Source organism: Sulfurospirillum arsenophilum NBRC 109478 (genome assembly GCF_000813345.1).
GTDB lineage: Bacteria > Campylobacterota > Campylobacteria > Campylobacterales > Sulfurospirillaceae > Sulfurospirillum > Sulfurospirillum arsenophilum.
The window spans coordinates 554970-578160 of record NZ_BBQF01000001.1 but is presented as its reverse complement, the minus strand read 5'-3'; the positions used below and the strand labels follow the sequence as shown (position 1 = coordinate 578160).

Sequence of the window (23191 nt, the reverse complement as noted above, 5' to 3'; positions counted from 1 at the left end):
GTCTTTTCTTATCGTAATTTAAATTAATTGTCAATAAATTTTAAAATATAAATTAGTTTACTTAATTTTAAAATTTAAGAATAAAAAAATACAGAGATGCTAAAATTCCCTATGCAAGGATACATCATCAATTTGAATCGTGTTAAAGACGAAGATTTAATTGTCACCATTTTAACGCAAAATAGTATTAAAACAGTTTATAGATTTTATGGTGCTCGCCATTCTACGATCCACTTAGGCTATAAAATCGACTTTGAAGCGATTCCATCTCTTAAATCATCTATACCACAGCTTCGCTCCATCATGCACCTTGGAACGCCTTGGAACAACCATAGAGAGCGTATGCTCATCTGGCAACCATTCATCAGACTCTTTTACACGCATCTTAAAGATATAGCCACTCTTGATAGCTTCTATTTTGATCTTTTAGAAATGTGCTCAAGCATCTGGCAAAAACAAAACCCTAAACGTATTGCTATTGAAGCGTATATCAAGCTTTTAACCTATGAGGGAAGATTACACGATGATTTTATCTGCTTTAACTGTGAAGAAGAAATTTTAGAGGATTTAACACTGATTCGAGCTTTTTTACCCGCACATAAAACATGCGCATGGAATCAAACGTTTGAGCTTTTACATGTAAAACAACTTTTTGAAGAACAAAGTACCATAGCACTGGATGATGAACAGATCGATGTGCTATGGAAAATTTTATTGGAAGGGTTTTAACCTTTACGCGATGGCTAGGCAAAACCTAACAGCCTACGCTGCGCTATGCACTGAAGCTTGCTTCTTTCGAAGCAGATCTATTCCGTTATATTATTGCTCTAAAAAACGTGCATCGCTAAAGCTGGATGTTTGAATATTCTCAAATGCTTTTTTGAGTGAAATAAAAAGATCGGGGTTCTCTTTTTCCATGTTAACAAGCATCTCTTTCGTACGAGCACGCATAACAGGCATTTTGACGTCAAAACGCATTGCAGGACAAGCCTCATCTCCAATAATTGGCATATTGGCATCCATTGCACAATCGCGTAGTTGACGCTCACGTACATGAATAAGCGGACGAATCACCTGTAAGCCATTTTGTGCTTTGTAGATGGGGGGCATTGAGCGAAGTGCTCCATTGTGTGAAAAATTCATAAAAAAGCTCTCCACAGCATCATCAAGGTGATGAGCAAGTGCAAGTTTACTATAACCATGCTCAAGCGCATAGGTGTAAAGGGCCCCTCGCCTCATACGCGAAAAGAAACTACAAAAAGAGGAATTTTCACGAATTTTATCTTGCGCGAGATCAAAAATCTTCGTATCCACAATCTCGTGATCAATTTCATGTTCCAAACAGTGATTATGCAATGTTTGAAGATCTTCACCCATGCCATACGCAATCGTAACCGCTTTAAATTCAAAATCAAATGGAGCAACCCGTTGCATGTGTTTTAAAACATGTGCAAGGCTTAGGGAGTCTTTGCCCCCGCTAAGACCTAGCAATATCTTGTCGCCTTCGTTTATGAGATTGTAGTGGGCATTGGTTCGTCCTGCGATGCGTAAAAGGCGTTTACTAATTTCGATCATGACTGAGTTCGTCCAACATTGCAATAATAAACTGAGCACTCTCTTTTGCAGAACTGACTAAGAATTCATCAAAACTAAATCCTGCGTCCATATCAGCAGCATCACTGATGGCGCGAAGCACACAAAAAGGAACATTGAGTGCGTCACACACAACAGCGACTGAAGCACCCTCCATCTCAGTGGCATCGGCATTAAATGTCGTGTGAATCCACTCTTTTTTAACACCATCGCAGATAAACTGATCGCCTGTGGCAATAATGCCCTCAAGCAATGGAATCTTTTGAGCAGATGCTACTTTTTTAGCTAATGCCGTGAGTACTTTGTCTGTTTCAACATAAACAGAACCCTCTGGCACATAACCATGTGGATGACCAAACGCTGTGATATCTAAATCATGTTGAGCGAGTTTGGTTGCAACAAGCAGATCGCCTACTTTAAGTGAAGGATTGAGCGCACCTGCAACACCTGAGAACAGAAGCTTTTGCGCTCCAAATTTTTCAATGAGCGTTGAAGCAGTAAGGCTTGCATTGACTTTACCAATCTTGCTGTAAGCAATGACTAAATCCATTCCCTTATACGATGTTGTATAGTAACGATTCTTTGCATGCTCAATTGTTTCATATTTTCCGAAAAACTCTAAAAGTGGCGTGATCTCTTCAACCATTGCACCCATAATTGCTATTTTCATATTTTTCCTTTTACAGAAGTGCAAGCACTTCTTCTAAACTTTTCATATCGGTAATGCTATGCGTTGGCTTTTGGCTAATTCGTTTATTAAGACCTTTGAGAACAGATCCACCAAACTCAATAAAACAGTCTACGGAAGATTCTACATGTAAAATGGATTGTTTGTATTTTACAGGTGAAACCAACTGCTCAGACAAGAGTTTAGTTGCCTCTGCCTTACTTTGATACGCACTTGCTGTAACGTTTGAAATCACAGGCATTGCAAAACTCTCTTTGAGCCATTTTTCTAAGTAGGCTTCAAGTTTTGGTTGAGCCGAGCTTAAAAGTGGACAGTGGCTTGCGACTGACATTGGAAGAAGCACCGCTTTTTTAGCACCCGCATCTTTAAAAAGTGGTTCTAAAGATGCTAAATCATCTTTATTTCCAGCAATAACAATCTGTCCATCGCCATTGTAATTCGCCGCCCAGACTTTTTTACCAAGCTCTCGCTCTTTACATGTAATCGCTTCAACACTTGTATCATCCAAGCCAAGAAGCGCCATCATACCTGCATTAATTCCTTCACACGCTTGCTTCATTAAAAGACCACGTTGATGTACAAGTTCAACTGCATCTAAATAATCCATAGCACCTGCTGCACTAAGGGCAGAAAATTCGCCTAATGAATGACCCAGTACCGCTCTAGGTGCTACTTTGCACTGCTCTGTAAAAAGACGATATGCGATGAGGCTTACCAATAAAATGGCAGGCTGTGAAAATTCTGTTTGATCAAGGCGATCATTCTCTTCAAATAAAAGATTTGTAAAGTCAAATCCTACTCTTTGGCTTGCTTTTTCGATCATCTCTTTCGCAATAGAAGAGTGATCATAAAAATCTTTTCCCATGCCAATTTTTTGGCTACCTTGTCCAGGAAATATAAAAATACTATTGTTCATTGATTAACCTTTTGTATTTTACATGTAAGCATTTTTCACGATGCGCTCATGCAAAAATTTAGTCTATTTTTAATCTATCTTTGTAATCGTTGATTTTTTTACGCAGGGTATTTCGATTGAGTCCAAATTTTTCACTAATGGCAAGTTGTGAGCCAAATTTAGCGTAACCACTTTTAATCATGGGAACGTCAAAAAGGTATAAAAGATCGCGATAGTCGTTTCTTCCGCCAATATGTTGGGATAAAAATCGCTCCATCATTGCTAAAATTTCATCTTCCCCAAATGAATTCATTAAATAAGCATTGTAAACGGATCGTCTTAATGAATAACAGTTTTTGCTAAGATCAGGAGTAATCTCTTCTAAACAAGGGGCTTCACCAAACTCTCCATCAAACATCATGCATGCCTCAAGAGCGAATTTCTCCATCAAAGGAACCACATCTTCTTCACGTTCACGTAAAGGAGGAATCACAATTTTGAGGCTGAAAAACTCATCCATTAAAGGCTCACCTATAGGTAAGCTTGATGTTGCAATAATGCGTGTTTTATGAACATCTAAAGCAATTTTGAGTTTTTTATAATTTGTGATTTTATGAAAATTTTTGACGATGAGACTACTATTGGTTTCAATAAGTGCTAAAAGTTCATTGAAAGCACTCGCATCGACAATGGGGGCAGAAACAATATGCTTAGCAAGTGTCTGCTTCCCTACACCACTTTCACCTAAAATAAGCGCACTAATGGTGACACTTTTGAGAAGATTGGCAGATTTAAGAGCCTCCATAGAGGCTCTTGATTTTGCTATATAATTAGTGTGATCCACAACATCCGCCACCATGAGAGTGACTTTCGCCGCCGCAGCATCCACCTTCGCCATGTTCATGATCGTGATCATGTCCACCGCAACATTCATGTTCATCGTCATCTGTAGTGTGGCAACTGCCACCTGATCCACATCCACAACCACCATGTCCACCACCGACATAACCGTTTAAGATTTCATCGGCTGTTGCTTCACGTACTTCTAAAATGCTAATTGCAAATAAAAGATCTTTTCCTGCTAAAGGATGGTTGAAATCAATTTCAACTGTTTCATCGTTAAAGCTTTTAACAATAACTTGAACTGTCTCACCATGCTCACCTTGACCATAAAGTGTCATGCCAACTTGAAGCTCAAGTCCAGCAAATTGCTCTTTTGGTAATGTTTGAACAGCATTGTCATCATAAATGCCATAGGCATCAGCAGCCATTACTTTAATGTCAGCGTTCTCACCAGCTTTAAGCTCTTTAATTTTTGCTTCTAATCCTGGAATAATTTGACCTTTTCCAACAATAAAAGAAAGTGGTGCTGCATTAATATTACTATCTAAAATTTCACCATTATCAACATTTCTAAGCTCATAATGGATTGAAACTACTTGATTATCACTAATACTCATATTTTCTCCCTTAATTTATAAACAGAAGATTTTAACATATATTTGTTGTATATGCCCTTAGGCAAAAGTTTTAAGTCTATTTTTTGTGCAAAGAAGTGTATAAAAAAAGTTATTTAACTTTTTTTGCTTCAGGAGAATCAGGATAACTATCTTTGAGAGCTTTGTAAAAACCTTGTGCTTCTTTGGTTTTACCTAGCTTTTCAAAAGATGCGCCTGTATGATATAAAAGGGTTGGAGTATATGCAGCTTTATCAAACAGTGCTATGCTTGATTTATAGTGTTCAATAGCCGTACTGTAAGATTTTTGGCTATAAGCAATTTCACCAAGATTAAAATTGACTTTTGCTGGTTTATAATTACGATTCAAAAGTTCTGTATAGAGTGCTTGTGCTTCAGGATAGGATTTTTTTTCAAAATAATCATCTGCATCTTTAACAAGAGTTGCACTGTCTTTTGTGCTTAACTCTTTAGCAGAAATTGTCTTTGATGGTGGTGTCGATGTTGCAGGAGTCTCTTTTACTGCATCTTTTTTTACTGGTTCTGCTGCTGGAGCTGCTGTTCCTTTAGCAGTTGATCCTTTACCGCCTCTTACTTCATTGGCAAGTTGATCAAATTTATCTTTAGGAACATAATTTTTATTAATTGAATCAATAAGTGACCCAAGTTCGCCAACAACAACTTTAATTTTGTCTTGATTATCTGTTTGAATTTTACGACTTTCTTCGACATACTCACGAAGTTTTTTCATCTCTTCTTCAAGTTGTCTTATACGTTCATCTTGTTTAGCAATTTTAGTAGCATAACTATCTAAAACTGAGCGTACACCTTCATATTGTTCAGAAATATTGCTAATATCCGCTTTACTACTACTAGTATTTTCATTAAAAATGGCTGCTTTTTGGCTATTCTGAGGTTTTTTGTCACTAACACTGACAGTATTACTATAGGAGGTAGTTCCGCTACTAAAATCGCTGGATCCAAAAGCTGAGGGTTCACTCGATAGCGCTGCCATAGGCAGCAACGCTATCGATAATAGAAAAATCTGTTTTTTCATCAAAGCAAAGATTATGGAAGAACTTTAAATTCTGCTCTTCTGTTTTTAGCCCAAGCTTCTTTATTGTGCTCTGTGCTAGCAGGATTACTCTCGCCATAGCTTACAACTGTAATTCTATCAGCAACCATACCTTTAGCAACTAAACCATCTTTAACACTTTTTGCTCTTTTAAGACCAAGTGCATAGTTGTATTCGTCTGTACCGAATTCATCACAGTTACCTTCAACTTTGATTGAAAAGCTTTTAGCTTCTGCAGAGTTGAATAATGCAGCGTTTGCATCAATATTTGGTTGTTGATCTTTTTTGACGTTGTATTTATCAAAATCAAAATAGATTGTTTTAGAGTTAGCCTCTAAAGAAGCAATTAATTTCTGAAGAGCACTCATACCATCAGAAGCACCTTTTGTATCACTAGTTCCTTTAGTCATATCGACTTCTGGACTTTTTTGGCTACAACCTGTTAAAACCAAAACCGCTACTGCTAAGCTTGTTAAAGCTAATTTACCCATTATTAGATCCTTTTTAAAAGTTCAAATTTAAAAACTTCGGAATTATACCACATTTTTTTTAAAAAATCACCAGTCAATTGACTGAAGTTTGCCTGTTTTTAATGGAAAATGATATGTTTTGTTTGCATTTAGACGAATTATGCCCAAAGCACTCTGATTTCCTAACTGTTTTATAAACATAATTGTATCAGGATCCTTAGCAAAACGAGGATAAAGATTTTCACCTGATGCTGTTAATTGTCGTAGATAATCTGTTTTTGTTGAAATTAAGTAGAGATTAAAGGTATTTCTTCCAAATTCGCTGTCACTTTCTCTACTCGAATAAACAATATAATTATCATAAGTTGATATTGAGTTTTTATTTTTTCCATGATAGACAAGTTTTTCAAAACTTTTATCATAAATTCCTTGAGCAAAAATATCAGGAGTACCTAAACGATCAGAAACAAACGCTATACGTTTGTCATCATCAATAAAATTACCATTGACATCAATACCAGGATAATCTGTTATCTTAGTAATTTTTCTGGTTTGTAAATCATAAAGGTAAATATCTGGCTGATCTTTTGGCGCCATTGTTAAGAGTAATTTATTGCCGTCTTTTGAAACATCTGAACAAACGATCATTCCTTGACTTGAAATAATGCTCTTTCTACTACCATCTTTTAAATCATATTTATAAATAGTTGGTTCTGCGCCACTGTAAGAAGTGTAAAAAAAGCCACTTTGTTCTGCATTGGACCATTTTGGAAAAACGTTTAAACCGCCTGTTACAATAACTCTTTGATAGCTCAGCGTATAATCTGAGATAACAATTTCACTTTTCTTTGCTTCTGTATATCGTGCAAATATAACAGACTGCTCCATCCATTTAACAGAAGGAGCCCCAACTTGATCATTTGCATCGACTACAATTTTATGTGCTAAGAAAGGGTTTCTTTTTTTATCCGTAATACTATATGATTTTTCAAATGTTGTCACACCTGTTTTTGCATTGATCAATTTTACATTAGCAGAAGCGGCATTTAAATCTTGTCCTAAACTAAAGCGTAAAATCATATCTACTTTTTTATCAGACAAAAAATTCTCTAACGGACCACCTTCATAACTACTTTGTAAATAGTCATCGAGTACATTAAAATGACTGCTAACGCGTAAATCTCCAGCGATAAGTTTGAAAAAGCTTTTTCTAAACTCTAAATCAACATTTTTCGGACTTGCATCTTGTATTGCAATTTTTGGAAGGACATCTATCTTTTTTACAATTTCCACTGTTGCATCAGCAGCAAAAGAAAAAATTGTCAAAAATAAGAAAACAGCTAATTTTTTAATCATGTTTTACTCCTTAATATCTTTGAATTCCACTTGCATTTCAAAAAGTGGCCCCTTCTCGTATTTAGGGAACTCCACTCCTTCCATAACTTTTAGGAATTCTTTAAGCTTATTGTTAAAGTCATTATTATAAGACAACGAAACTATTTTATAACTAAAAGTTCCCTTGTCACTTACTTTGATGACAACTTTTGCCACATTGCCATTTTCAGTATCAATTGTTTTTTGCCAATTTTCTTCCAAAAGCTCTTGTACTTTTCCAATAAATGGATCGTATTCGCCACCTTTTTTCGTATCAATCAAATGTTTTTGCTCTGAAAAATTCAAAGAGTTTGCAATTTTAGATGCAGCACTTTCACTCTTCTCTTTTGTTTCATCTTTATTAGGCTTGATACGCGTTGGTGCAGTTTGAGTTTTTTTCTGTTCTTTTGCTTCAGGTGGTAATTTTGAAGTATTAATATCTTCAAAGAGACCTCTAAGTGATTGACTTTTTACAGCTTCTTTAGGAGAGGAAGCAACTTTTTTCTCTTCGGCAGGTTTTTCAACCGGTTTTACAACAGGTTTTTCAACCTCTTCCTTTTTTCGTTCCTCTTTAAGCTTTTCAGAATCATTCTTTTTACGCTCGACTAAAGCAACATTCATAGGATCTTTTTGTGAAGTATAATTTTTGATGGTATCTTTATGAGAGCTTAAAACATAGGCAAGACAAACTAAAAGGCATATATAGAGAAGGATGGACATAGCCCATCCAAAAGAGGCATATCTATTCACACTTGACACAGTATCTATCCATTCGTTTCTAAAGATACATTCGTAAAACCAGCTTGCTTAATAGTTTTGAGTACAAACATTACGTCTTTGTAAGAGAGACCTTCATCAGCCTTAATATAAACAATACTTTTAAGAGGGTATTTACTTTTTTGCATCATAAAACTATCGGGAAACTCGGCGAGCATAAAGCTATCATTTTTAATATAAACTTTACGATCCTTCGTTACCCTTATTTCAAGTTCAGGAAGTTTACTAACAACAGATGATTTACTTCCATCAGGAAGCTTAATGACTTCTTCGTACACCAAGGCAGGTGTTGTAACCATCAAGATGGCTAGGAGCACTAACATAATATCAACTAAAGGAGTAATATTTAGTTCAGGCACTTCGTCCAATTGACTCATCATTAGTTATCTCTTCTTGTCTCATTAGCAGAGAGTAAAATATCCACTTCTCTTTGTACATACACAATAACTTCATACGCTTTTCTTCTGAGAAAAAGATTTGCACTGTATGCAGGAATAGCTACAAAAATACCCGTAGCTGTTGCCACCAACGCTTCACTGATTGCAGGAGCAATAACGCCTAATGACGCACTACCCGATTGACCAAGCCCACTAAATGTTTCCAGAATAGAAACAACGGTTCCAAACAACCCAATAAATGGTGCAGTAGAAGCAATAATAGAGAGCATCCATAAACCACTGGTTGCATTTTTTTCAGCAACATTCTTACAGACATTTAAAAGTTTTTCAGAAGCTCCTGAATGACCTGAACATTTTCGTAAAATCGAATCATCACGTACATTTTTAGAACCCATAAGCATTGACTCTAAAGAATTTTTTTCGATAGAAAGCCAATGCCCTAAATACAGGTATCTACTGAAAAAAATACCGAATGTAATGACAAAATAAGCTGATAACCAGATTAAAATCACCCATGTAAAAAAGCCACTTCTTGCAAAATAATTCAAGAACAATTCAAAAGATGACATAAGATTTAAAATTTCCTTGTTTTTGCAATAGATTCAATTTTTGCTGTTGCCATAGCAATAGCTACGTCTGAATCACTAATACTCTCTAAGAGTTGTTTAGCTGCTTCTAAGGACTTTGCTACTTCACTTTCACTAGCACCGCCAATTGAGACTGCGCCATCGGCTAAAACTGTTACAGAATTTTCATCTACTTTGACATGTCCCCAATTAATAGCAACAACATCATGATTACCGTCTTTAAGCTCGATATCAATCACACCTGCTTGTAAAAGCGTTACTAAAGAAGCGTGGTTTGGTAAAACACCAAACTCACCCTCTTTACCTGGAAGCGTAACACTTTTTACATCGTTGGCAAAAATCTGACCCGTTGGAGTCACAATTTCCAATTTTAATGTATTCATTTTTTAACCTTATCGCTTCTTAGCTTTTTAGTTTTGCAGCTTTCTCAATAACTTCTTCGATACTTCCAACCATATAAAAAGCAGCTTCTGGTAAATCATCATATTTACCATCAAGGATACCTTTAAATCCAGCAATTGACTCTTCAAGGGTAACATATTTTCCAGGGCTTCCTGTAAATACTTCTGCAACGAAGAATGGTTGAGATAAAAATCTCTCAATTTTACGAGCACGATCAACAGTAACCTTGTCTTCTTCACTAAGCTCGTCCATACCAAGAATTGCAATAATATCTTGAAGATCTTTGTATTTTTGAAGTACTGCTTGTACACCACGAGATACGTTATAGTGTTCTGCACCCAAAATTTCTGGATTAAGCATACGTGAACTTGAATCAAGAGGGTCAACCGCTGGATAAATACCTTTTTCTGCAATTGCTCGGTTAAGAACGGTTGTCGCATCTAAGTGAGCAAAAACAGTCGCAGGAGCAGGATCAGTTAAGTCATCCGCTGGTACATAAACTGCTTGAACAGAAGTAATTGAACCTTTTTTAGTTGATGTAATTCTCTCTTGGAATTTACCCATTTCACTTGCAAGTGTTGGTTGATAACCAACCGCTGAAGGAATACGTCCAAGAAGTGCGGACATCTCAGCACCTGATTGGGAGAAACGGAAAATGTTATCGATAAACATCAAAACATCTAAACCCATTTCATCACGGAAATACTCAGCCATTGTTAGACCAGTAAGTGCAATTCTATTTCTTGCTCCCGGTGGTTCACTCATTTGACCATAGCACAGTGCAACTTTATCCAAAACGTTAGAGTCTTTCATTTCGTGGTAAAGGTCATTACCTTCACGAGTTCTTTCACCAACACCTGCAAATACAGAATAACCACTGTGTTTAAACGCAACGTTGTGAATGAGTTCCATAATAATAACGGTCTTACCAACACCAGCACCACCGAAAAGTCCAACTTTACCACCCTTTGCATAAGGAGCAAGAAGGTCAACAACTTTAATACCTGTTTCAAAAATTTCTGATTTAGTACTTTGCTCTTCAAATTTTGGTGGTTCTCTGTGGATTGACCATAATGTTTTTCTTGAAACATCTGATCCATTATCAATAACCTCACCGACTACGTTAAAGATACGTCCTAGAACTTCTTCACCTACTGGAACTTGAATTGGATTTCCTAGCGCTTTAACAACAATACCTCTTGTTAAACCTTCACTCATATCCATTGCAATTGTTCTTACACGGTTGTCGCCTAGATGTGCTGCTACTTCAAGAATTAACTTTTGTTTCTTGCCTTCTACTTCATAATTCACTTCAATCGCTTCATTGATTTTAGGAAGGTAACCATTAAAATCGACGTCAACAACTGGACCCATAATCTGGCTAATTAATCCATTCATTGAATATTCTCCTTTTATTTTTTACAGAACAGTTTATTTCATAGATTCTACACCACTGATAATCTCAATGAGCTCAGTAGTAATAGACTCTTGTCTAGCTTTATTGTATGCTAATGTTAAAATGCCAACACGCTCTTTCGCGTTATTGGTTGCATTCTCCATTGCTTGCATTCTCGAGCTGTGTTCAGCCGCTAATGAATCAATGAGTGCATAGTACATATTGTATTCAAAATACTTTTGTAGCAATGAATCTAAAATCTCTTCACCACTCTCATCTGGCTCTAATTCCATTAGAGAACTTGTTTCGAGTGTTTCAAGAGGAGATTGTACAGGTACAATATCCACGATTTTCAACTCTTGGGAAATCATATTTTTATAACCATTATGTATCAAGATAACTTTGTCAGTTTTGCCTTCGACAAAATCATCAATTGCACTTTTGATAATTTCTTGTGCTTTTTCATAACTTGGAGATGAACTTACACCTGCATAGGAGGTTAAGAGTTCAATTCCTTGAAAATTGAAAAACGCCATACCTTTTCTACCAACTGCACGTAATCTTACAGTTACTTTTTGTTCTGCATATTCTGCTAAAAGTTTGCGAACTGCTTTAATGGTTTGAATATTAAAGCCACCACAGAGACCTTTGTCAGCTGTCACAAAAATGACATCTACAGTGCCTGGAGTCTCATTTTTATCAAAGAAACGACTCTCAACAGCACCATTTTTGTACTGGTTGATTTTATAAGCAATTTCAGTTAGTACTTCGTTAATTTTAACGGCATACACACGTGATTGCTTAGCAGCCATTTCGGCTCGTTTCAACTTTGCAGTTGAAACAAGCTTCATAGCTCGTGTCGTTTTTTGAGTATTTTGAACACTCTTGATTTTTCTTTTTATCTCTTTAAGGTTTGCCATAGCTTATCCTTACTTGACTGCAAACGTCGCTTTAAACTCGCTCAATGCCTTATGTAATAGCTCTTCAAGCTCTTTATCAATCGCTTTTTTAGCTTTAAGTTGTTCAAAAATATCTGCATACTTTGCTTCAACATAAGAGTTAAGTTCCGCTTCAAAACGGCCTACTGATTTAACATCAATACTATCTAAGTACCCTTTAGCACCTGCAAAAATAATCAAAATCTGTTTTTCAACAGCAATTGGCGCATAAGGAGGTTGTTTCAAGAGTTCAACCATACGTTGACCACGCTCTAATTGCTTGCGACTTGATTCGTCAAGATCACTTGCAAATTGTGCAAACGCTTGAAGCTCACGGTATTGAGCAAGATCAAGTCTCATTGTACCTGCAACTTGTTTAGTTGCTTTAATTTGTGCAGCACCACCAACACGAGAAACAGATAGACCAACGTTAATTGCTGGACGAATACCTGAGTTAAAGAGATCTGATTCCAAGAAAATTTGACCATCTGTAATTGAAATAACGTTGGTTGGGATATACGCTGATACATCGCCCGCTTGTGTTTCAATGATTGGAAGAGCTGTTAATGAACCTGCACCTAATTCATCATTAACTTTTGCAGCACGCTCAAGAAGTCTGGAGTGTAGATAAAAAACGTCACCTGGATATGCTTCACGGCCCGGAGGACGTCTAAGAATCAATGACATCTCACGGTAAGCAACTGCGTGTTTTGAAAGATCATCATAAACGATTAAGGCATGTTTGCCACTGTCTCTGAAAAATTCACCCATAGAAACACCCGCATAAGGAGCCAAGAATTGCATAGCAGCAGAATCACTTGCACCCGCATTAACGATGATTGTGTATTCCATAGCACCGTGTTCTTCAAGTTTTTTAACAACTTGGGCAACAGTTGATTGTTTTTGCCCGATTGCTACATAAATACATGTAACATTTTGACCTTTTTGATTGATAATGGTATCAATCGCAATCGTTGTTTTACCTGTTTGTCTATCACCGATAATAAGCTCTCTTTGTCCTCTACCAATTGGTACAAGGGCATCAATCGCTTTAATACCTGTCTGAAGTGGTTCATGAACTGATTTACGTGCCATAATACCATGTGCTTTTTCTTCAACGAAACGTGTCTCAGTTGCGTTGATTGGACCTTTCGCATCAATAGGGTCACCCAAAGAGTTGACAACACGTCCAACGAGTGCTTCACCAACTGGTACACGAAGAAGTTTTGACAATCTTTTTACAGATGATCCTTCTTTAATATCAGTACAACTACCCAAAACAACGATACCAACGCTTGATTCTTCAAGGTTAAGTGCCATTCCTCTCTCGCCATTTTCAAACTCAACCATTTCACCGGCCATAACGTTTTTCAAACCATAAACGTTTGCAACACCATCCGCTACAGAAATAACTTTTCCTGTCTCTTCGATATCTACATTAAGCTCAAAGTTTTCAATACGCTCTTTAATGATTGAACTGATTTCATCAGCTTTCATTTTTGCTCCCACAAACTACTCCTTAACTTTCTTTTTATCTATTATTATTGTTAAATTGCTTTTAAGATATGCTCTGTCATTTGAGCTTTAAGACGCTCAACGGAGAAACTTACTTCAACACCTAAATCATCTAATTCTACTTTAATGCCCGGATAACTGTTTACATTTGCGTTTAATTTGATCTTAGCATTAAATTTTTTACTAAAATTTTCTTCTAACATCGCAATTTGTGATTGACTCATTTTAAAGTTAGTTGAAACACTGCCTTCAAAAGTATTGTTTTTCAAAGAGAGCTGGTATTTTAGCTCTTTTGCCACAACGGGAATCAATTCTAATCGATCATTGCTATTCAGTAATTTAATGAAATTTTGAAATTTCACATTTTTGGTTTCGACTAAAGATAATACAAGTTCTTCTTTAGTTTTCGAAGAAACATCTGGAGAGAGAACAATGTTATTAAATTTCTCTATCTTAAATGCTTCAGCCAATTGAACTAACAATCCATAAGCCGCTGTTAATTCACCTTCAGTACATCCACTCATGAGAGCATTAACATATTTTTTTGCTATTGCTCCACTCATTATGCAACCTTCTTATTAACAATTTTAACGATTTCGTCATTATCTAAAGAGATTGAACCCTCTTTAAACATCTCATCTAGAATTTCGCACACAATAGCTCTTTGCATTTTACGACGCTCAATACTCACACGATCGTCAAATGCTCTCTCTAAGCTTTCAATTTCTGCTTCTGCATCTTGTACAACTTTCTCACTTAAAAGAATTGCCTCTTTTTTTGCTGTTTCCACAAGAGCTCTTGCATTTGCTTTTGCTTCTTCAACTTTAGCAAGTGCAACTTCTTTTTTGCTGTTTGATTCTTTAAGTTTTACTTGAATAGAATCTAACTTTGTTGCAATCTCATTTTTACGTCCAACATACCACTGCTTAGCCGCATCTGCAACGTAGTAATACATAATTGCAGCAAAGATTAGAAAGTTGATGGTTCTAGGAAGAATATCAGTTGATCCACCACTTTCACCACCATTGGCAAAAAGCGCTATTGGAGCTAACAAAAGTAAAAAATAGTTCATTTTCATTGGCATACTCCTTAAATATGGCTTAGTTTAGCAGAAACACTCTCTTTGAAAAGAGGCATTTGTGCCAACAGACCATTTTTAAACTCATCTTTTTCTGACTCTAAAGTCTTCAAAAATGCAACACCTTGAACTTCAAGATTACTCTTTTTTTGCTCAACTTTTTTTGCAGCTTTTTCTCTAGCTTCGTTTAGCGCAGCTTCTCTAATTTTCGCTGCTTCCATTTTGCCCTCAGACAAAATCGTTTCTACTTCTTTATAGTAGGCTACAACATCACTGGCATTTTTCCCTGCATTTTCTAAATCACGATTAATAGAGTTATTTCTATTGTCGATAAACTCCAAAAGGGGTTTATAAAGCGTTTTGTTAAGAAGTATTAACAAAACTAAAAATACAGTTCCAGTCACCAGTAACAGTGCTGGGATAATATCCAACATATTTCTTGCTCCTTTAGCTCGAGATCAGACTCAATTTTTAAGATTTTTTAGCACAAACAAGATTGCTGTATTCAAAATTTTGCGCGAATTGTAACACAGCAAAGGAAAATAGTTTATTAAATTAACCAAAACAACTAATTATATTACTTCAATTGCTCCAAAAAAGTATAGATTGCTTCACCGTTTTTAAAATGGATTGTAATCGTATTCGCTTTTGGTGTAGCCTCAAAGCCAAGCTCTTTTAGCCTACTTTTAAGTGTTTGAAGTTCTTCTGGAATAGCAGGTGCGGTCTTTTCTTGTTTACCAGTTGTATCATCAGTAGTTTTAAGTTTTTTAACCAATGCTTCAGTCTCACGAACACTGAGTTTTTGACCTAAAATGGTATTGACGACCGTCTCTTCATCTTTAGGTTCAAGTCCCACAAGAACTTTCGCATGACCTTGTGAGAGGATACCCTCGGCAAGATATTTTTTAGTTTGATCACTTAAACTTAAAAGTCGAATTGTATTCGTAATTTGTGTTCGGCTCTTATGAATGATTTCAGAAAGACCATCTTGGGTTATTTTATACTCTTCAATCAGTTCTTTATACGCAATCGCAAGCTCAACTGGATTAAGATCTTCTCTTTGAATATTTTCAATGAGGGCTAATTCACGTAGATTCTTTGATTCGATGTCTGCAACGATGGCTTTGATTTTTGTAAAACCTGCAAGTTTACTTGCACGTAAACGTCGCTCACCCGCAAGAAGCATATAGCCATCATCTTTAGCAACAACAATGATCGGCTGTAATAATCCATGTCGTTTAATCGATTCACTGAGTTCTTTTAATGCAACTTCATTAAAATGCGTACGTGGTTGGTATGGGTTAGGGGTAATGCGCTCAATGGCAATGTCACGTACCAAATCTTTTGCTTGCTCAATATCTTGCTTGTACGCTTCTTCTACATCTTCAATAATGGCACTTAAACCTCGTCCTAAGACTTTCTTTGCACTCATCACCTTAACTCACCAAAATCGAATTAGCAAGATTTTGGTACGCTTTAGAACCAGGTGATTCTACGTCGTATAAAATAATAGGTTTGCCAAAACTTGGGGATTCCGCAAGTTTAATATTGCGTGGTATTACCACATACGAAGCACTCTCTTTATCAACAAACAATTTACTTTTAAAATGCTCCTTGAGATCTGCAAAGACTTGTTTAGAGAGATTGTTTTGGGTGCTGTACATGGTTGGTAAAAAGCCTTTGATTTCAAGTGTCGGATTAATCGTCTTTTTAATTAATTTCACCGTATTAAGCAACTGCGCCAAACCTTCAAGTGCAAAGAATTCGCACTGAATAGGAATAATCACAGAGTTTGCTGCACTCAAAGCATTGATCGTAATGCTTCCAAGTGCTGGAGGTGAATCAATGATAATGTAATCATATTGATCTTTAATCTCTTCAATTTTTGTTTTCAAAATGAGCTCGCGCCCTTTCGTGTTGTTGTCATAAAATTCTTTTTCAACACCTACAAGACCAATATTGGACGGTGCTACATGTAACGTTGAAAGTGATGTCTCAAGGATAACTTGCGAGAGACGTTTTCTGCCGATAAGAACGTGATAGATGTTGTACTCATAGTCACTTCTGTGAAAACCAAGGCCTGTTGTAGCATTGGCTTGAGGGTCAATATCGATCAATAACACGCGCTTTTCAGCAACTGCTAAGGAGGCAGCCAAATTGATAGCGGTCGTTGTTTTACCAACACCACCCTTTTGATTTGCTATCGCTATAATCTCACTCATCGTAAACTGTACACCTTTTTATTTTCTAGCTCTATAGAGCCATCATCACACAATATCGCGTCACGCAACGAGACCAATTTGCCATCCAAATGGAAAGAAAAGTTTCGGTTTTGATCAAATTCTATCTTATATTTACTAAAAACTTTCTTCCACGATATTTTTTCCTCAACCTTTCTAATTAAATCTTCGGCTAAAGCATTTGGTGTAACGATGATATCTAAAGTCCCGAAATTTTCAGGTGCAATGCTAAGATTAAGACCTATTGAGCCTACAATCGTAGCACCAATTTTGGTGGTAATCATACCTCCAATTTTTGTGTCATTACAGTAAAAATCATTGGGCCACTTCAACCACACCTTCGAGCCTTGCTCCTCCAAAATCTGCTTCATTAAAGCAGAAAAATAGATCGATACAGAGGCTAATGGTAAATCAAGTGGTAACTGTTTCTCTTCTACACAAAACGAGAAAAAGAGATTTCCTGCTTCTCCGATCCAGCTATTTCCACGACTTCCAACTCCATTGGTCTGTTGTGAAGCTCCAATGGCACATGGTGCAAGAAGTGTACCTTCGCGAAGTGAGGCGATAAGATATTGATGTGTAGATTCTAGGGTATCAAACCAGTGTATCACCAATGTTAAGCCTTTTTCCACGAATATAATCAAGCGCATTCATCGCATTTTTGGAGATAGGCTGAAGCGTTTTAAGAAGGATGCAACCTTGTTTACATGTAATGACAACACCTTCAGATTTTATCTCTTTAATCACACCAAAAACAGCTTCATCTTCATGATTAAAAAGTTCAAGCTCAAGCAGTTTTAGCCCAGACTCGATAAAAAGACCTGGCCAAGGAGAGAGCGCTTTATACCGAGTGAGGATACTTTTAGCACTTTGTTCAAATGAGATGAGGCCATCTTCTTTTTTGATCTTTTTACAGTGTGTTGCATTCGCACTCATTTGGGTCAAAGGAGAAAGCGATGTAAAGTTTTTGAGTGTCACGCGCGTAAGCTCTGCTGCTAAATTGGCTAAAGTCTCAAATAAGATGGAAGCATTGTGTTCTGGCTCAATTTTCAAATACAAAAATCCCAGCATTGCTCCTGTATCTAACCCTTCTTCCATCAACATAGAAGTAACACCTGCGTAGGTTTCATTCGCAAGGAGGGTTGACTGAATAGGACTAGCTCCACGGTATTTTGGAAGCAAAGAAGCGTGAAGATTGATGCATGGTGCAATATCAAGGACTACCTTAGGCAATATTTGCCCGTATGCAGCAACCACAATAAAATCGGGTTGATAGGAGGCAATTTTTAGCTGTGCCTCTTCTGAACGCAGAGATTTTGGCTGAAAAATTTCTACATGTAAATCTTGCTCAAGGAGCCATGCTTTGATATGAGGAGGTGTCAGTACTTGTTTTCGACCAACGGGTTTATCCTCTTGTGTGACGACAAGTACTACCTCAATATCTGTATCTTTAAACAATGCTTCTAAAATAGTCGTTGCATAAGAGGGTGTCCCCATGAAAACAACGCGCATCTTAATCCTTACATGTAAAGAGTGTTCCGCCTTTATGAACGCCCTCTAGCATATAACTTTTGACATCGCTTAAATCAAAACCACTGGCAATAAACATCGATTTCTTGCGCTCAAGTAAAAAGTCTGCCGCTTTGAGCTTGGTGACAATGCCACCCGTTGCAAAAGCAAAATTGGCTGATTTTTCAATTTCCAATTCGGAAGGTTCAATCTCATGAACGATTTTACGCATGGTAGCATCTGCATGTTTATGAGGATCTTTATCGTAGTAACCATCAATGTCTGAGAGTAAAATAAGAAGGTCTGCCCCAAAATAGTAGGCGACACGAGAAGAGAGTTGGTCATTGTCACCAAAAACAAGCTCTTCCGTTGCCGTTGCATCGTTTTCATTGATAATAGGGAGAATACCATTTTCAAGCAACGTGTCAATCGTACATTTAGCATGGTAACAGCGTCTTCTTGAGTCAAAATCATCTGCTGTTAAAAGGAGTTGAGCACCACTTTTCCCAAATTTTTCTAATTTTTTATTGTACGTAGCCATGAGTTGTGGTTGTCCCACAGCAGCAATGGCTTGACGATTGTGAAGCAATTTTTTATCCAGTTTTAAGACAGAATAACCAGCAGCAACAGCACCTGAAGAGACTAAAATCACTTCATGGTTCTCCATAAGTGCGACTAAAAATTCAACTAAATTGAGAATGCGCTCTTTGCATAAACGGTTCTGCTCGCTGAGCACATGCGTACCAACCTTAACTACTACTCTTCTCATCACGAACCTTTGTTATGACATCAGATAGGGCATATTTTATAGGATCAACATTGATATTAGAAACGGAAGAAATTGGCATCACAAAAAAGGGCAATGCTCGCTCTCTTTCATGTACATCTTGCCCATAAGAATGTAAATCTTCCCTAGTCTTATACTTACTCGTAAAATCATTGGCTTCAAGCCCTAAGAGTTTTAAAAATAGATCAACTTTTTCATTGATCTCTTCAGGAGTTAATGTATCACAACGTGTAAGCGCAACAGCATAATCACGATGTGCCAATTTTTCAGAAAACTTGCGAAGCTCTTGTTGAAGCGTGTAATATTGCTCTTTAAGATCACGATAATTGGCAAGATCAACCATGAAAAGTAAAAATTTCGTACGCTCAATATGGCGCAAAAATTCAATACCAAGTCCTTTTCCTTCGCTCGCACCTTCAATAATACCAGGAATGTCAGCCATAACATAAGAGCGGAAATCATCGGTTACAACAACGCCTAGTTTTGGTGTTAAGGTTGTAAATTCATAGTTAGCAATTTCAGGTTGTGCGTTAGAAAGAACGGAGATGAGTGTTGATTTTCCAACATTTGGAAAACCTACTAGACCAACATCCGCAATCAATTTTAGTTCAAGCTTAATCTCTTTAGTCAGTCCAGGACGTCCTGGTTGTGCAAATTCAGGTCTTTGATTGGTTGAGCTTTTAAAGTGAGTATTACCAAGTCCACCCATGCCACCTTCCAAAAAGAGTTTTTTCTCATTATCTTCGAGAAGGTCTAAAAGTACTTCACCTGTTTCAGCGTCAAGGACTTGGGTTCCAGGAGGAACGGTTACAATTAAATGCTCACCCATTTTGCCATACATCTTTCGACCCATACCAGCTTCGCCATTTTTGGCTTTAAGGTGTTGATTGTTACGAAAGTGTGAAAGAGTATGGGTGTTTCTATCGATTTGAAAATAAACATTACCACCACGACCACCGTCACCGCCATCAGGTCCACCTTGAATAACATGTTTTTCCCTACGGAAAGAGACAGAACCAGGGCCGCCTTTGCCAGAACTAAGTGTCAGTGCTACATTGTCTATAAACATCGTAAAAACCTTTTAATGTGAGTAATACCTTTAATCATTACAGTAAACGTATAATCATTAGAGGTATTTTTTGTTTTTGAGGAAAAAAAAGAGGGTGGAGCGAACTCCACCTTTAAATTATAAACTTGCGGGGATAACAGAAACTTTGTTTCGTGTTTTATCTTTACGTTTAAATTGAACAAAACCATCGATCAATGCATAGATAGTGTGATCTACACCAATACCTACGTTATTTCCTACATGTACTTTTGTTCCACGTTGGCGAATAATAATATTGCCTGCACGTACAAACTCGCCACCAAATTTTTTAACACCCAGTCTACGTCCAGCTGAGTCTCTATTATTCTGGGTACTTCCCTGACCTTTCTTGTGAGCCATTGGTTACTCCTAATCTTTTCTTTTGTAACGCTTGTGGGTTAAGCTTTAATGCTTACAACTTTTACTCTAGTATATTGTCTTCTAAAACCACGTTTGACTTTTGAGTCTTTACGTCTACGTTTTTTGAAAGTTATAACTTTTTTGTCTTTGCCTTCAGTAACAACTTCGAGTTCTACTGTAGCACCATTGACGAATGGGGCACCCACTTTGAGTTCGCCATTGTTCACAGCTAAAACTTCCGTCACTACTATTTTCTCTTTTGGCTGAGCGTCAAGTTTGTCGACATTTAAGTAGTCGCCTTCTTGAACTTTATACTGCTTCCCGCCATTTTTTATAATTGCATACATCCGTATGTCCTTCTTGGGAGAGATTTATTTTGAGGGTTGGATTGTACCTAAACCTTCTTTAAGGTAATATTAAAACAAAACGTTTAAGCCTACAGGAATCATTCCAAAAGGCTTAAATCGCTTCTAATATTTTTTAGAGAACCATATCGGTGTAGTATTCAATCTGTGCTTTTTTCAAGATACGAATAAAGTTTGTACTTCCTTCAACACCAGCTGGGTATCCAGCAGTAACGATATAGGTTTTTTCTTTATCGATGACACCACGTTCAATGCCTTTTTGAAGCGTTTTACCAAGCATCATATTCAGATTACTTGCCTCAATGTTCATAATTGGCTTAATACCCCATGCAATCGTCAAAGAACGCGCTGTTCGCTCATCATGTGTAACAGCATAGATGTCTGCTTTAATACGGTAACGTGCTAGTTTACGTGCTGATTTTCCTGAGCTGGTCAATGAAATCATCGCTTCAACACCCAAACGATCTGCTAGGCGCGCTGTTGATGAAGAGATAATATCGGTTTCATCCAAGAAAGGATAAACCTCAAATTTACCATAAGGATAAATCATCTCTGTTTCTCTAATAGTATTGGCCATAACCTCAACAACATGGATAGGATTGACACCAATCGCACTCTCTTCGGAAAGCATAACCGCATCGGTTCCATCAAGGACAGCATTGGCAACATCACTAATCTCAGCTCTGGTTGCCATCTCTTTTTCAGCCATAGAAAGAAGCATTTGCGTTGCTGTAATAACGGGCTTAGAAGCAGCATTGGCTTTTGCAATCAACCTTTTTTGAATACTTGGTACTTTGTAGTAAGGGACTTCGATACCAAGATCACCCCTTGCAACCATGATACCGTCACTCACTTCTAAAATTTCATCAATTTTTTCAACCGCATCGAACTTCTCAATTTTTGCAAAAATATGAGAACGTGATTTGTGTTCTTTCAAAATTTTTCTTACATGTAAAATGTCTTTGGCACTTTGAACAAATGAAACAGCTACAAAATCAACACCATGTTGAGCACCCCATAAAAGGTCAGCTTCATCTTTTGGTGTGATCACTTCAATATTAATAACGGTGTTTGGAAAGTTAACACCTTTATTTGAAGAAAGTTTACCGCTATTTTCAATTTCAGTTACAATTTTAGCGCCTGACTCGATGACCTTAGCTCTGATATTGCCATCATACAGATAAATATATTCACCCTCTTTGAGCATATCCAAGATTTGAGGTTGATTGATGCAAAGTTCATACTTTCCCTCTTCAAATTTCTTACCAACGATTTGCTCTTTCGTAAAATAAAGCTTATCACCTACCTCTAAGTAAAAATCATCTTCTAATTTACCGACACGAATTTTAGGGCCACAAATATCTTGTAAAACACCTACTTTTTTCTGTACATTCTTTTCTGCTTCTCTGATTTTTGCTAATGTGCTGGCATGATACTCATGAGTTCCATGACTAAAATTAAGTCGAAATACGTTAACACCAGCTCTAATTAATCCTTCTAAAACCTCTACGCTATCACTTGCTGGTCCGACTGTTGCTAGGATTTTTGTCTTTTTATCCATATTTGTTTCCTTTTTCAAAATGAGTTCTATTGTATCACTTTTTTGTTACAAAATTATATCATAAGCGTTACATGTAATGTCTAAAGTGGTGATGAAGTTTTACACACAGATTCGTTTTCTATGTCATCAAAAAGAAGTCTGTAAATCTGCTCAGCTCTACTTTCGATATACTCAAATGAGTGTGCTTTTTTGCACAATCCTATAAAATGACCCATGACTGCTTCATTAATTTGTATTTGTGCTTTTAGCAGAGCTTTAAGAAGGTACGTATAACGCTCACTCCCATGAGATATATCTAAATGATATATCTCTATCACTTTCGCAGCATCTTCTTCCCATATATGCCATTCATACGGAAGTTTCTGTCGTAATATTTTTTTGAGTTTTTGAGTTGCTTTTTTAAAAACATCGAATTTAATCGTATAACTTGAAAAGAAAATCAACTCTTCAAGCTCTTTGTTTTTTTCTATGGAAATTTCGTTTGCAACATATGCACTAACGGCTTCATCTATATCTGCAAAACGAGATTTCATCGACATTTACACCTCATATTTTTCTTAATCCTTATTATAGCGTTAGATCAATTCAATAAAATTAAAAGCTTTCTGTGCTATCATCCCTACTCATAATCCTAATTAA

Annotated in this window: 29 protein-coding genes; 1 reads left to right on the top strand and 28 read right to left on the bottom strand. The window is 36.8% G+C overall.

The window, feature by feature from the left end; genetic code table 11:
• The first annotated feature begins 111 nt into the window (after positions 1 to 111).
• Positions 112 to 729, top strand: coding sequence for a recombination protein RecO (recO, locus tag SAR02S_RS02965; RefSeq protein ID WP_041956726.1), 618 nt, complete (start codon positions 112 to 114; stop codon positions 727 to 729).
• A 90-nt stretch (positions 730 to 819) separates the two neighbouring features.
• On the opposite strand, the gene SAR02S_RS02960 is transcribed toward recO, so the two are convergent.
• The 28 genes from SAR02S_RS02960 to SAR02S_RS02825 form a co-directional block, all read right to left on the bottom strand.
• Positions 820 to 1575 carry a PP-loop family protein gene (locus SAR02S_RS02960; protein ID WP_041956724.1) on the bottom strand — a complete coding sequence of 252 codons (756 nt, stop codon included), beginning with the start codon at positions 1573 to 1575 and terminating at the stop codon, positions 820 to 822.
• Positions 1562 to 2263: a 5'-methylthioadenosine/adenosylhomocysteine nucleosidase gene (locus SAR02S_RS02955; RefSeq protein ID WP_041956722.1), complete on the bottom strand. Its 702-nt coding sequence runs from the start codon at positions 2261 to 2263 to the stop codon at positions 1562 to 1564. Before SAR02S_RS02955 ends, SAR02S_RS02960 begins: the two co-directional genes overlap by 14 nt.
• Before the next feature lie 10 nt (positions 2264 to 2273).
• Positions 2274 to 3197, bottom strand: a complete 924-nt coding sequence (gene fabD, locus SAR02S_RS02950) for an ACP S-malonyltransferase (protein ID WP_041956720.1) — start codon at positions 3195 to 3197, stop codon at positions 2274 to 2276.
• A gap of 58 nt (positions 3198 to 3255) precedes the next feature.
• Positions 3256 to 4035 carry a sigma 54-interacting transcriptional regulator gene (locus tag SAR02S_RS02945; RefSeq protein WP_369384976.1) on the bottom strand — a complete coding sequence of 260 codons (780 nt, stop codon included), beginning with the start codon at positions 4033 to 4035 and terminating at the stop codon, positions 3256 to 3258.
• Complete coding sequence (locus SAR02S_RS02940; RefSeq protein WP_041956719.1) at positions 4007 to 4636, bottom strand: FKBP-type peptidyl-prolyl cis-trans isomerase; 630 nt, start codon at positions 4634 to 4636, stop codon at positions 4007 to 4009. The genes SAR02S_RS02945 and SAR02S_RS02940 overlap by 29 nt, the downstream gene beginning before the upstream one ends.
• Before the next feature lie 109 nt (positions 4637 to 4745).
• Positions 4746 to 5690 (bottom strand): tetratricopeptide repeat protein, encoded by a 945-nt coding sequence (locus SAR02S_RS02935; RefSeq protein WP_041956717.1) that lies wholly within the window; start codon positions 5688 to 5690, stop codon positions 4746 to 4748.
• An 11-nt stretch (positions 5691 to 5701) separates the two neighbouring features.
• Complete coding sequence (locus SAR02S_RS02930; RefSeq protein ID WP_041956715.1) at positions 5702 to 6199, bottom strand: OmpA family protein; 498 nt, start codon at positions 6197 to 6199, stop codon at positions 5702 to 5704.
• Between the two features lie 66 nt (positions 6200 to 6265).
• A complete protein-coding gene (tolB, locus tag SAR02S_RS02925) occupies positions 6266 to 7531 on the bottom strand; it encodes a Tol-Pal system protein TolB (protein WP_041957271.1) in 1266 nt (421 codons plus the stop codon).
• A 6-nt stretch (positions 7532 to 7537) separates the two neighbouring features.
• Positions 7538 to 8173 carry a TonB C-terminal domain-containing protein gene (locus SAR02S_RS02920; RefSeq protein WP_232293974.1) on the bottom strand — a complete coding sequence of 212 codons (636 nt, stop codon included), beginning with the start codon at positions 8171 to 8173 and terminating at the stop codon, positions 7538 to 7540.
• Positions 8174 to 8316: 143 nt separating this feature from the next.
• Positions 8317 to 8709 carry an ExbD/TolR family protein gene (locus SAR02S_RS02915; protein ID WP_041956711.1) on the bottom strand — a complete coding sequence of 131 codons (393 nt, stop codon included), beginning with the start codon at positions 8707 to 8709 and terminating at the stop codon, positions 8317 to 8319.
• Positions 8709 to 9296, bottom strand: coding sequence for a MotA/TolQ/ExbB proton channel family protein (locus SAR02S_RS02910; RefSeq protein ID WP_041956709.1), 588 nt, complete (start codon positions 9294 to 9296; stop codon positions 8709 to 8711). The genes SAR02S_RS02915 and SAR02S_RS02910 overlap by 1 nt, the downstream gene beginning before the upstream one ends.
• A 5-nt stretch (positions 9297 to 9301) precedes the next feature.
• Complete coding sequence (atpC, locus tag SAR02S_RS02905; RefSeq protein WP_041956707.1) at positions 9302 to 9697, bottom strand: ATP synthase F1 subunit epsilon; 396 nt, start codon at positions 9695 to 9697, stop codon at positions 9302 to 9304.
• 19 nt (positions 9698 to 9716) lie between these two features.
• Positions 9717 to 11114, bottom strand: a complete 1398-nt coding sequence (gene atpD, locus SAR02S_RS02900; RefSeq protein ID WP_041956705.1) for a F0F1 ATP synthase subunit beta — start codon at positions 11112 to 11114, stop codon at positions 9717 to 9719.
• A 33-nt stretch (positions 11115 to 11147) separates the two neighbouring features.
• Positions 11148 to 12032, bottom strand: a complete 885-nt coding sequence (atpG, locus tag SAR02S_RS02895; RefSeq protein ID WP_041956704.1) for an ATP synthase F1 subunit gamma — start codon at positions 12030 to 12032, stop codon at positions 11148 to 11150.
• Between the two features lie 9 nt (positions 12033 to 12041).
• Positions 12042 to 13547, bottom strand: coding sequence for a F0F1 ATP synthase subunit alpha (gene atpA / locus SAR02S_RS02890; RefSeq protein ID WP_041957269.1), 1506 nt, complete (start codon positions 13545 to 13547; stop codon positions 12042 to 12044).
• A gap of 50 nt (positions 13548 to 13597) precedes the next feature.
• The gene (locus SAR02S_RS02885) at positions 13598 to 14128 is read right to left on the bottom strand and encodes a F0F1 ATP synthase subunit delta (protein WP_041956702.1); all 531 of its coding nucleotides are present in this window, start codon (positions 14126 to 14128) and stop codon (positions 13598 to 13600) included.
• Entirely contained in the window at positions 14128 to 14643 is a 516-nt protein-coding gene (locus SAR02S_RS02880; protein WP_041956701.1) for a F0F1 ATP synthase subunit B, read from the bottom strand. The genes SAR02S_RS02885 and SAR02S_RS02880 overlap by 1 nt, the downstream gene beginning before the upstream one ends.
• Positions 14644 to 14654: 11 nt before the next feature.
• Positions 14655 to 15077: a FoF1 ATP synthase subunit B' gene (locus SAR02S_RS02875; protein ID WP_041956699.1), complete on the bottom strand. Its 423-nt coding sequence runs from the start codon at positions 15075 to 15077 to the stop codon at positions 14655 to 14657.
• A gap of 143 nt (positions 15078 to 15220) precedes the next feature.
• Complete coding sequence (locus SAR02S_RS02870; RefSeq protein WP_041956697.1) at positions 15221 to 16075, bottom strand: ParB/RepB/Spo0J family partition protein; 855 nt, start codon at positions 16073 to 16075, stop codon at positions 15221 to 15223.
• A 4-nt stretch (positions 16076 to 16079) separates the two neighbouring features.
• A complete protein-coding gene (locus SAR02S_RS02865) occupies positions 16080 to 16865 on the bottom strand; it encodes a ParA family protein (protein WP_025343857.1) in 786 nt (261 codons plus the stop codon).
• Complete coding sequence (locus SAR02S_RS02860; RefSeq protein WP_232293988.1) at positions 16862 to 17515, bottom strand: biotin--[acetyl-CoA-carboxylase] ligase; 654 nt, start codon at positions 17513 to 17515, stop codon at positions 16862 to 16864. The genes SAR02S_RS02865 and SAR02S_RS02860 overlap by 4 nt, the downstream gene beginning before the upstream one ends.
• Positions 17478 to 18395, bottom strand: a complete 918-nt coding sequence (gene fmt / locus SAR02S_RS02855; RefSeq protein WP_041956693.1) for a methionyl-tRNA formyltransferase — start codon at positions 18393 to 18395, stop codon at positions 17478 to 17480. The genes SAR02S_RS02860 and fmt overlap by 38 nt, the downstream gene beginning before the upstream one ends.
• A gap of 1 nt (position 18396) precedes the next feature.
• Complete coding sequence (proB, locus tag SAR02S_RS02850) at positions 18397 to 19161, bottom strand: glutamate 5-kinase (RefSeq protein WP_041956691.1); 765 nt, start codon at positions 19159 to 19161, stop codon at positions 18397 to 18399.
• Positions 19142 to 20248, bottom strand: coding sequence for a GTPase ObgE (obgE, locus tag SAR02S_RS02845; protein WP_041956689.1), 1107 nt, complete (start codon positions 20246 to 20248; stop codon positions 19142 to 19144). Before obgE ends, proB begins: the two co-directional genes overlap by 20 nt.
• A gap of 117 nt (positions 20249 to 20365) precedes the next feature.
• A complete protein-coding gene (gene rpmA, locus SAR02S_RS02840; RefSeq protein ID WP_041956688.1) occupies positions 20366 to 20626 on the bottom strand; it encodes a 50S ribosomal protein L27 in 261 nt (86 codons plus the stop codon).
• A gap of 38 nt (positions 20627 to 20664) precedes the next feature.
• On the bottom strand, positions 20665 to 20973 hold the full coding sequence (gene rplU, locus SAR02S_RS02835; protein WP_014768747.1) for a 50S ribosomal protein L21: 309 nt from the start codon (positions 20971 to 20973) through the stop codon (positions 20665 to 20667).
• A gap of 133 nt (positions 20974 to 21106) precedes the next feature.
• Positions 21107 to 22552, bottom strand: coding sequence for a pyruvate kinase (gene pyk / locus SAR02S_RS02830; RefSeq protein ID WP_041956685.1), 1446 nt, complete (start codon positions 22550 to 22552; stop codon positions 21107 to 21109).
• Positions 22553 to 22632: 80 nt separating this feature from the next.
• Entirely contained in the window at positions 22633 to 23085 is a 453-nt protein-coding gene (locus tag SAR02S_RS02825) for a hypothetical protein (RefSeq protein WP_041956683.1), read from the bottom strand.
• Positions 23086 to 23191: the final 106 nt, after the last annotated feature.

Coding starts and splice junctions, on each gene's coding strand:
- SAR02S_RS02945 (WP_369384976.1), bottom strand. CDS start 4,035: ATGGTGGCGGATGTTGTGGATCACACTAATTATATAGCAAAATCAAGA.
- SAR02S_RS02875 (WP_041956699.1), bottom strand. CDS start 15,077: ATGTTGGATATTATCCCAGCACTGTTACTGGTGACTGGAACTGTATTT.
- rpmA (WP_041956688.1), bottom strand. CDS start 20,626: ATGGCTCACAAGAAAGGTCAGGGAAGTACCCAGAATAATAGAGACTCA.
- SAR02S_RS02930 (WP_041956715.1), bottom strand. CDS start 6,199: ATGGGTAAATTAGCTTTAACAAGCTTAGCAGTAGCGGTTTTGGTTTTA.
- recO (WP_041956726.1), top strand. CDS start 112: ATGCAAGGATACATCATCAATTTGAATCGTGTTAAAGACGAAGATTTA.
- pyk (WP_041956685.1), bottom strand. CDS start 22,552: ATGGATAAAAAGACAAAAATCCTAGCAACAGTCGGACCAGCAAGTGAT.
- fabD (WP_041956720.1), bottom strand. CDS start 3,197: ATGAACAATAGTATTTTTATATTTCCTGGACAAGGTAGCCAAAAAATT.
- obgE (WP_041956689.1), bottom strand. CDS start 20,248: ATGTTTATAGACAATGTAGCACTGACACTTAGTTCTGGCAAAGGCGGC.
- rplU (WP_014768747.1), bottom strand. CDS start 20,973: ATGTATGCAATTATAAAAAATGGCGGGAAGCAGTATAAAGTTCAAGAA.
- atpA (WP_041957269.1), bottom strand. CDS start 13,547: ATGAAAGCTGATGAAATCAGTTCAATCATTAAAGAGCGTATTGAAAAC.
- SAR02S_RS02880 (WP_041956701.1), bottom strand. CDS start 14,643: ATGAAAATGAACTATTTTTTACTTTTGTTAGCTCCAATAGCGCTTTTT.
- SAR02S_RS02940 (WP_041956719.1), bottom strand. CDS start 4,636: ATGAGTATTAGTGATAATCAAGTAGTTTCAATCCATTATGAGCTTAGA.
- SAR02S_RS02935 (WP_041956717.1), bottom strand. CDS start 5,690: ATGAAAAAACAGATTTTTCTATTATCGATAGCGTTGCTGCCTATGGCA.
- atpC (WP_041956707.1), bottom strand. CDS start 9,697: ATGAATACATTAAAATTGGAAATTGTGACTCCAACGGGTCAGATTTTT.
- SAR02S_RS02910 (WP_041956709.1), bottom strand. CDS start 9,296: ATGTCATCTTTTGAATTGTTCTTGAATTATTTTGCAAGAAGTGGCTTT.
- SAR02S_RS02960 (WP_041956724.1), bottom strand. CDS start 1,575: ATGATCGAAATTAGTAAACGCCTTTTACGCATCGCAGGACGAACCAAT.
- SAR02S_RS02825 (WP_041956683.1), bottom strand. CDS start 23,085: ATGAAATCTCGTTTTGCAGATATAGATGAAGCCGTTAGTGCATATGTT.
- SAR02S_RS02955 (WP_041956722.1), bottom strand. CDS start 2,263: ATGAAAATAGCAATTATGGGTGCAATGGTTGAAGAGATCACGCCACTT.
- fmt (WP_041956693.1), bottom strand. CDS start 18,395: ATGCGCGTTGTTTTCATGGGGACACCCTCTTATGCAACGACTATTTTA.
- SAR02S_RS02920 (WP_232293974.1), bottom strand. CDS start 8,173: ATGAATGTTGCTTTAGTCGAGCGTAAAAAGAATGATTCTGAAAAGCTT.
- SAR02S_RS02865 (WP_025343857.1), bottom strand. CDS start 16,865: ATGAGTGAGATTATAGCGATAGCAAATCAAAAGGGTGGTGTTGGTAAA.
- atpD (WP_041956705.1), bottom strand. CDS start 11,114: ATGAATGGATTAATTAGCCAGATTATGGGTCCAGTTGTTGACGTCGAT.
- proB (WP_041956691.1), bottom strand. CDS start 19,161: ATGAGAAGAGTAGTAGTTAAGGTTGGTACGCATGTGCTCAGCGAGCAG.
- SAR02S_RS02885 (WP_041956702.1), bottom strand. CDS start 14,128: ATGAGTGGAGCAATAGCAAAAAAATATGTTAATGCTCTCATGAGTGGA.
- SAR02S_RS02915 (WP_041956711.1), bottom strand. CDS start 8,709: ATGATGAGTCAATTGGACGAAGTGCCTGAACTAAATATTACTCCTTTA.
- atpG (WP_041956704.1), bottom strand. CDS start 12,032: ATGGCAAACCTTAAAGAGATAAAAAGAAAAATCAAGAGTGTTCAAAAT.
- SAR02S_RS02870 (WP_041956697.1), bottom strand. CDS start 16,075: ATGAGTGCAAAGAAAGTCTTAGGACGAGGTTTAAGTGCCATTATTGAA.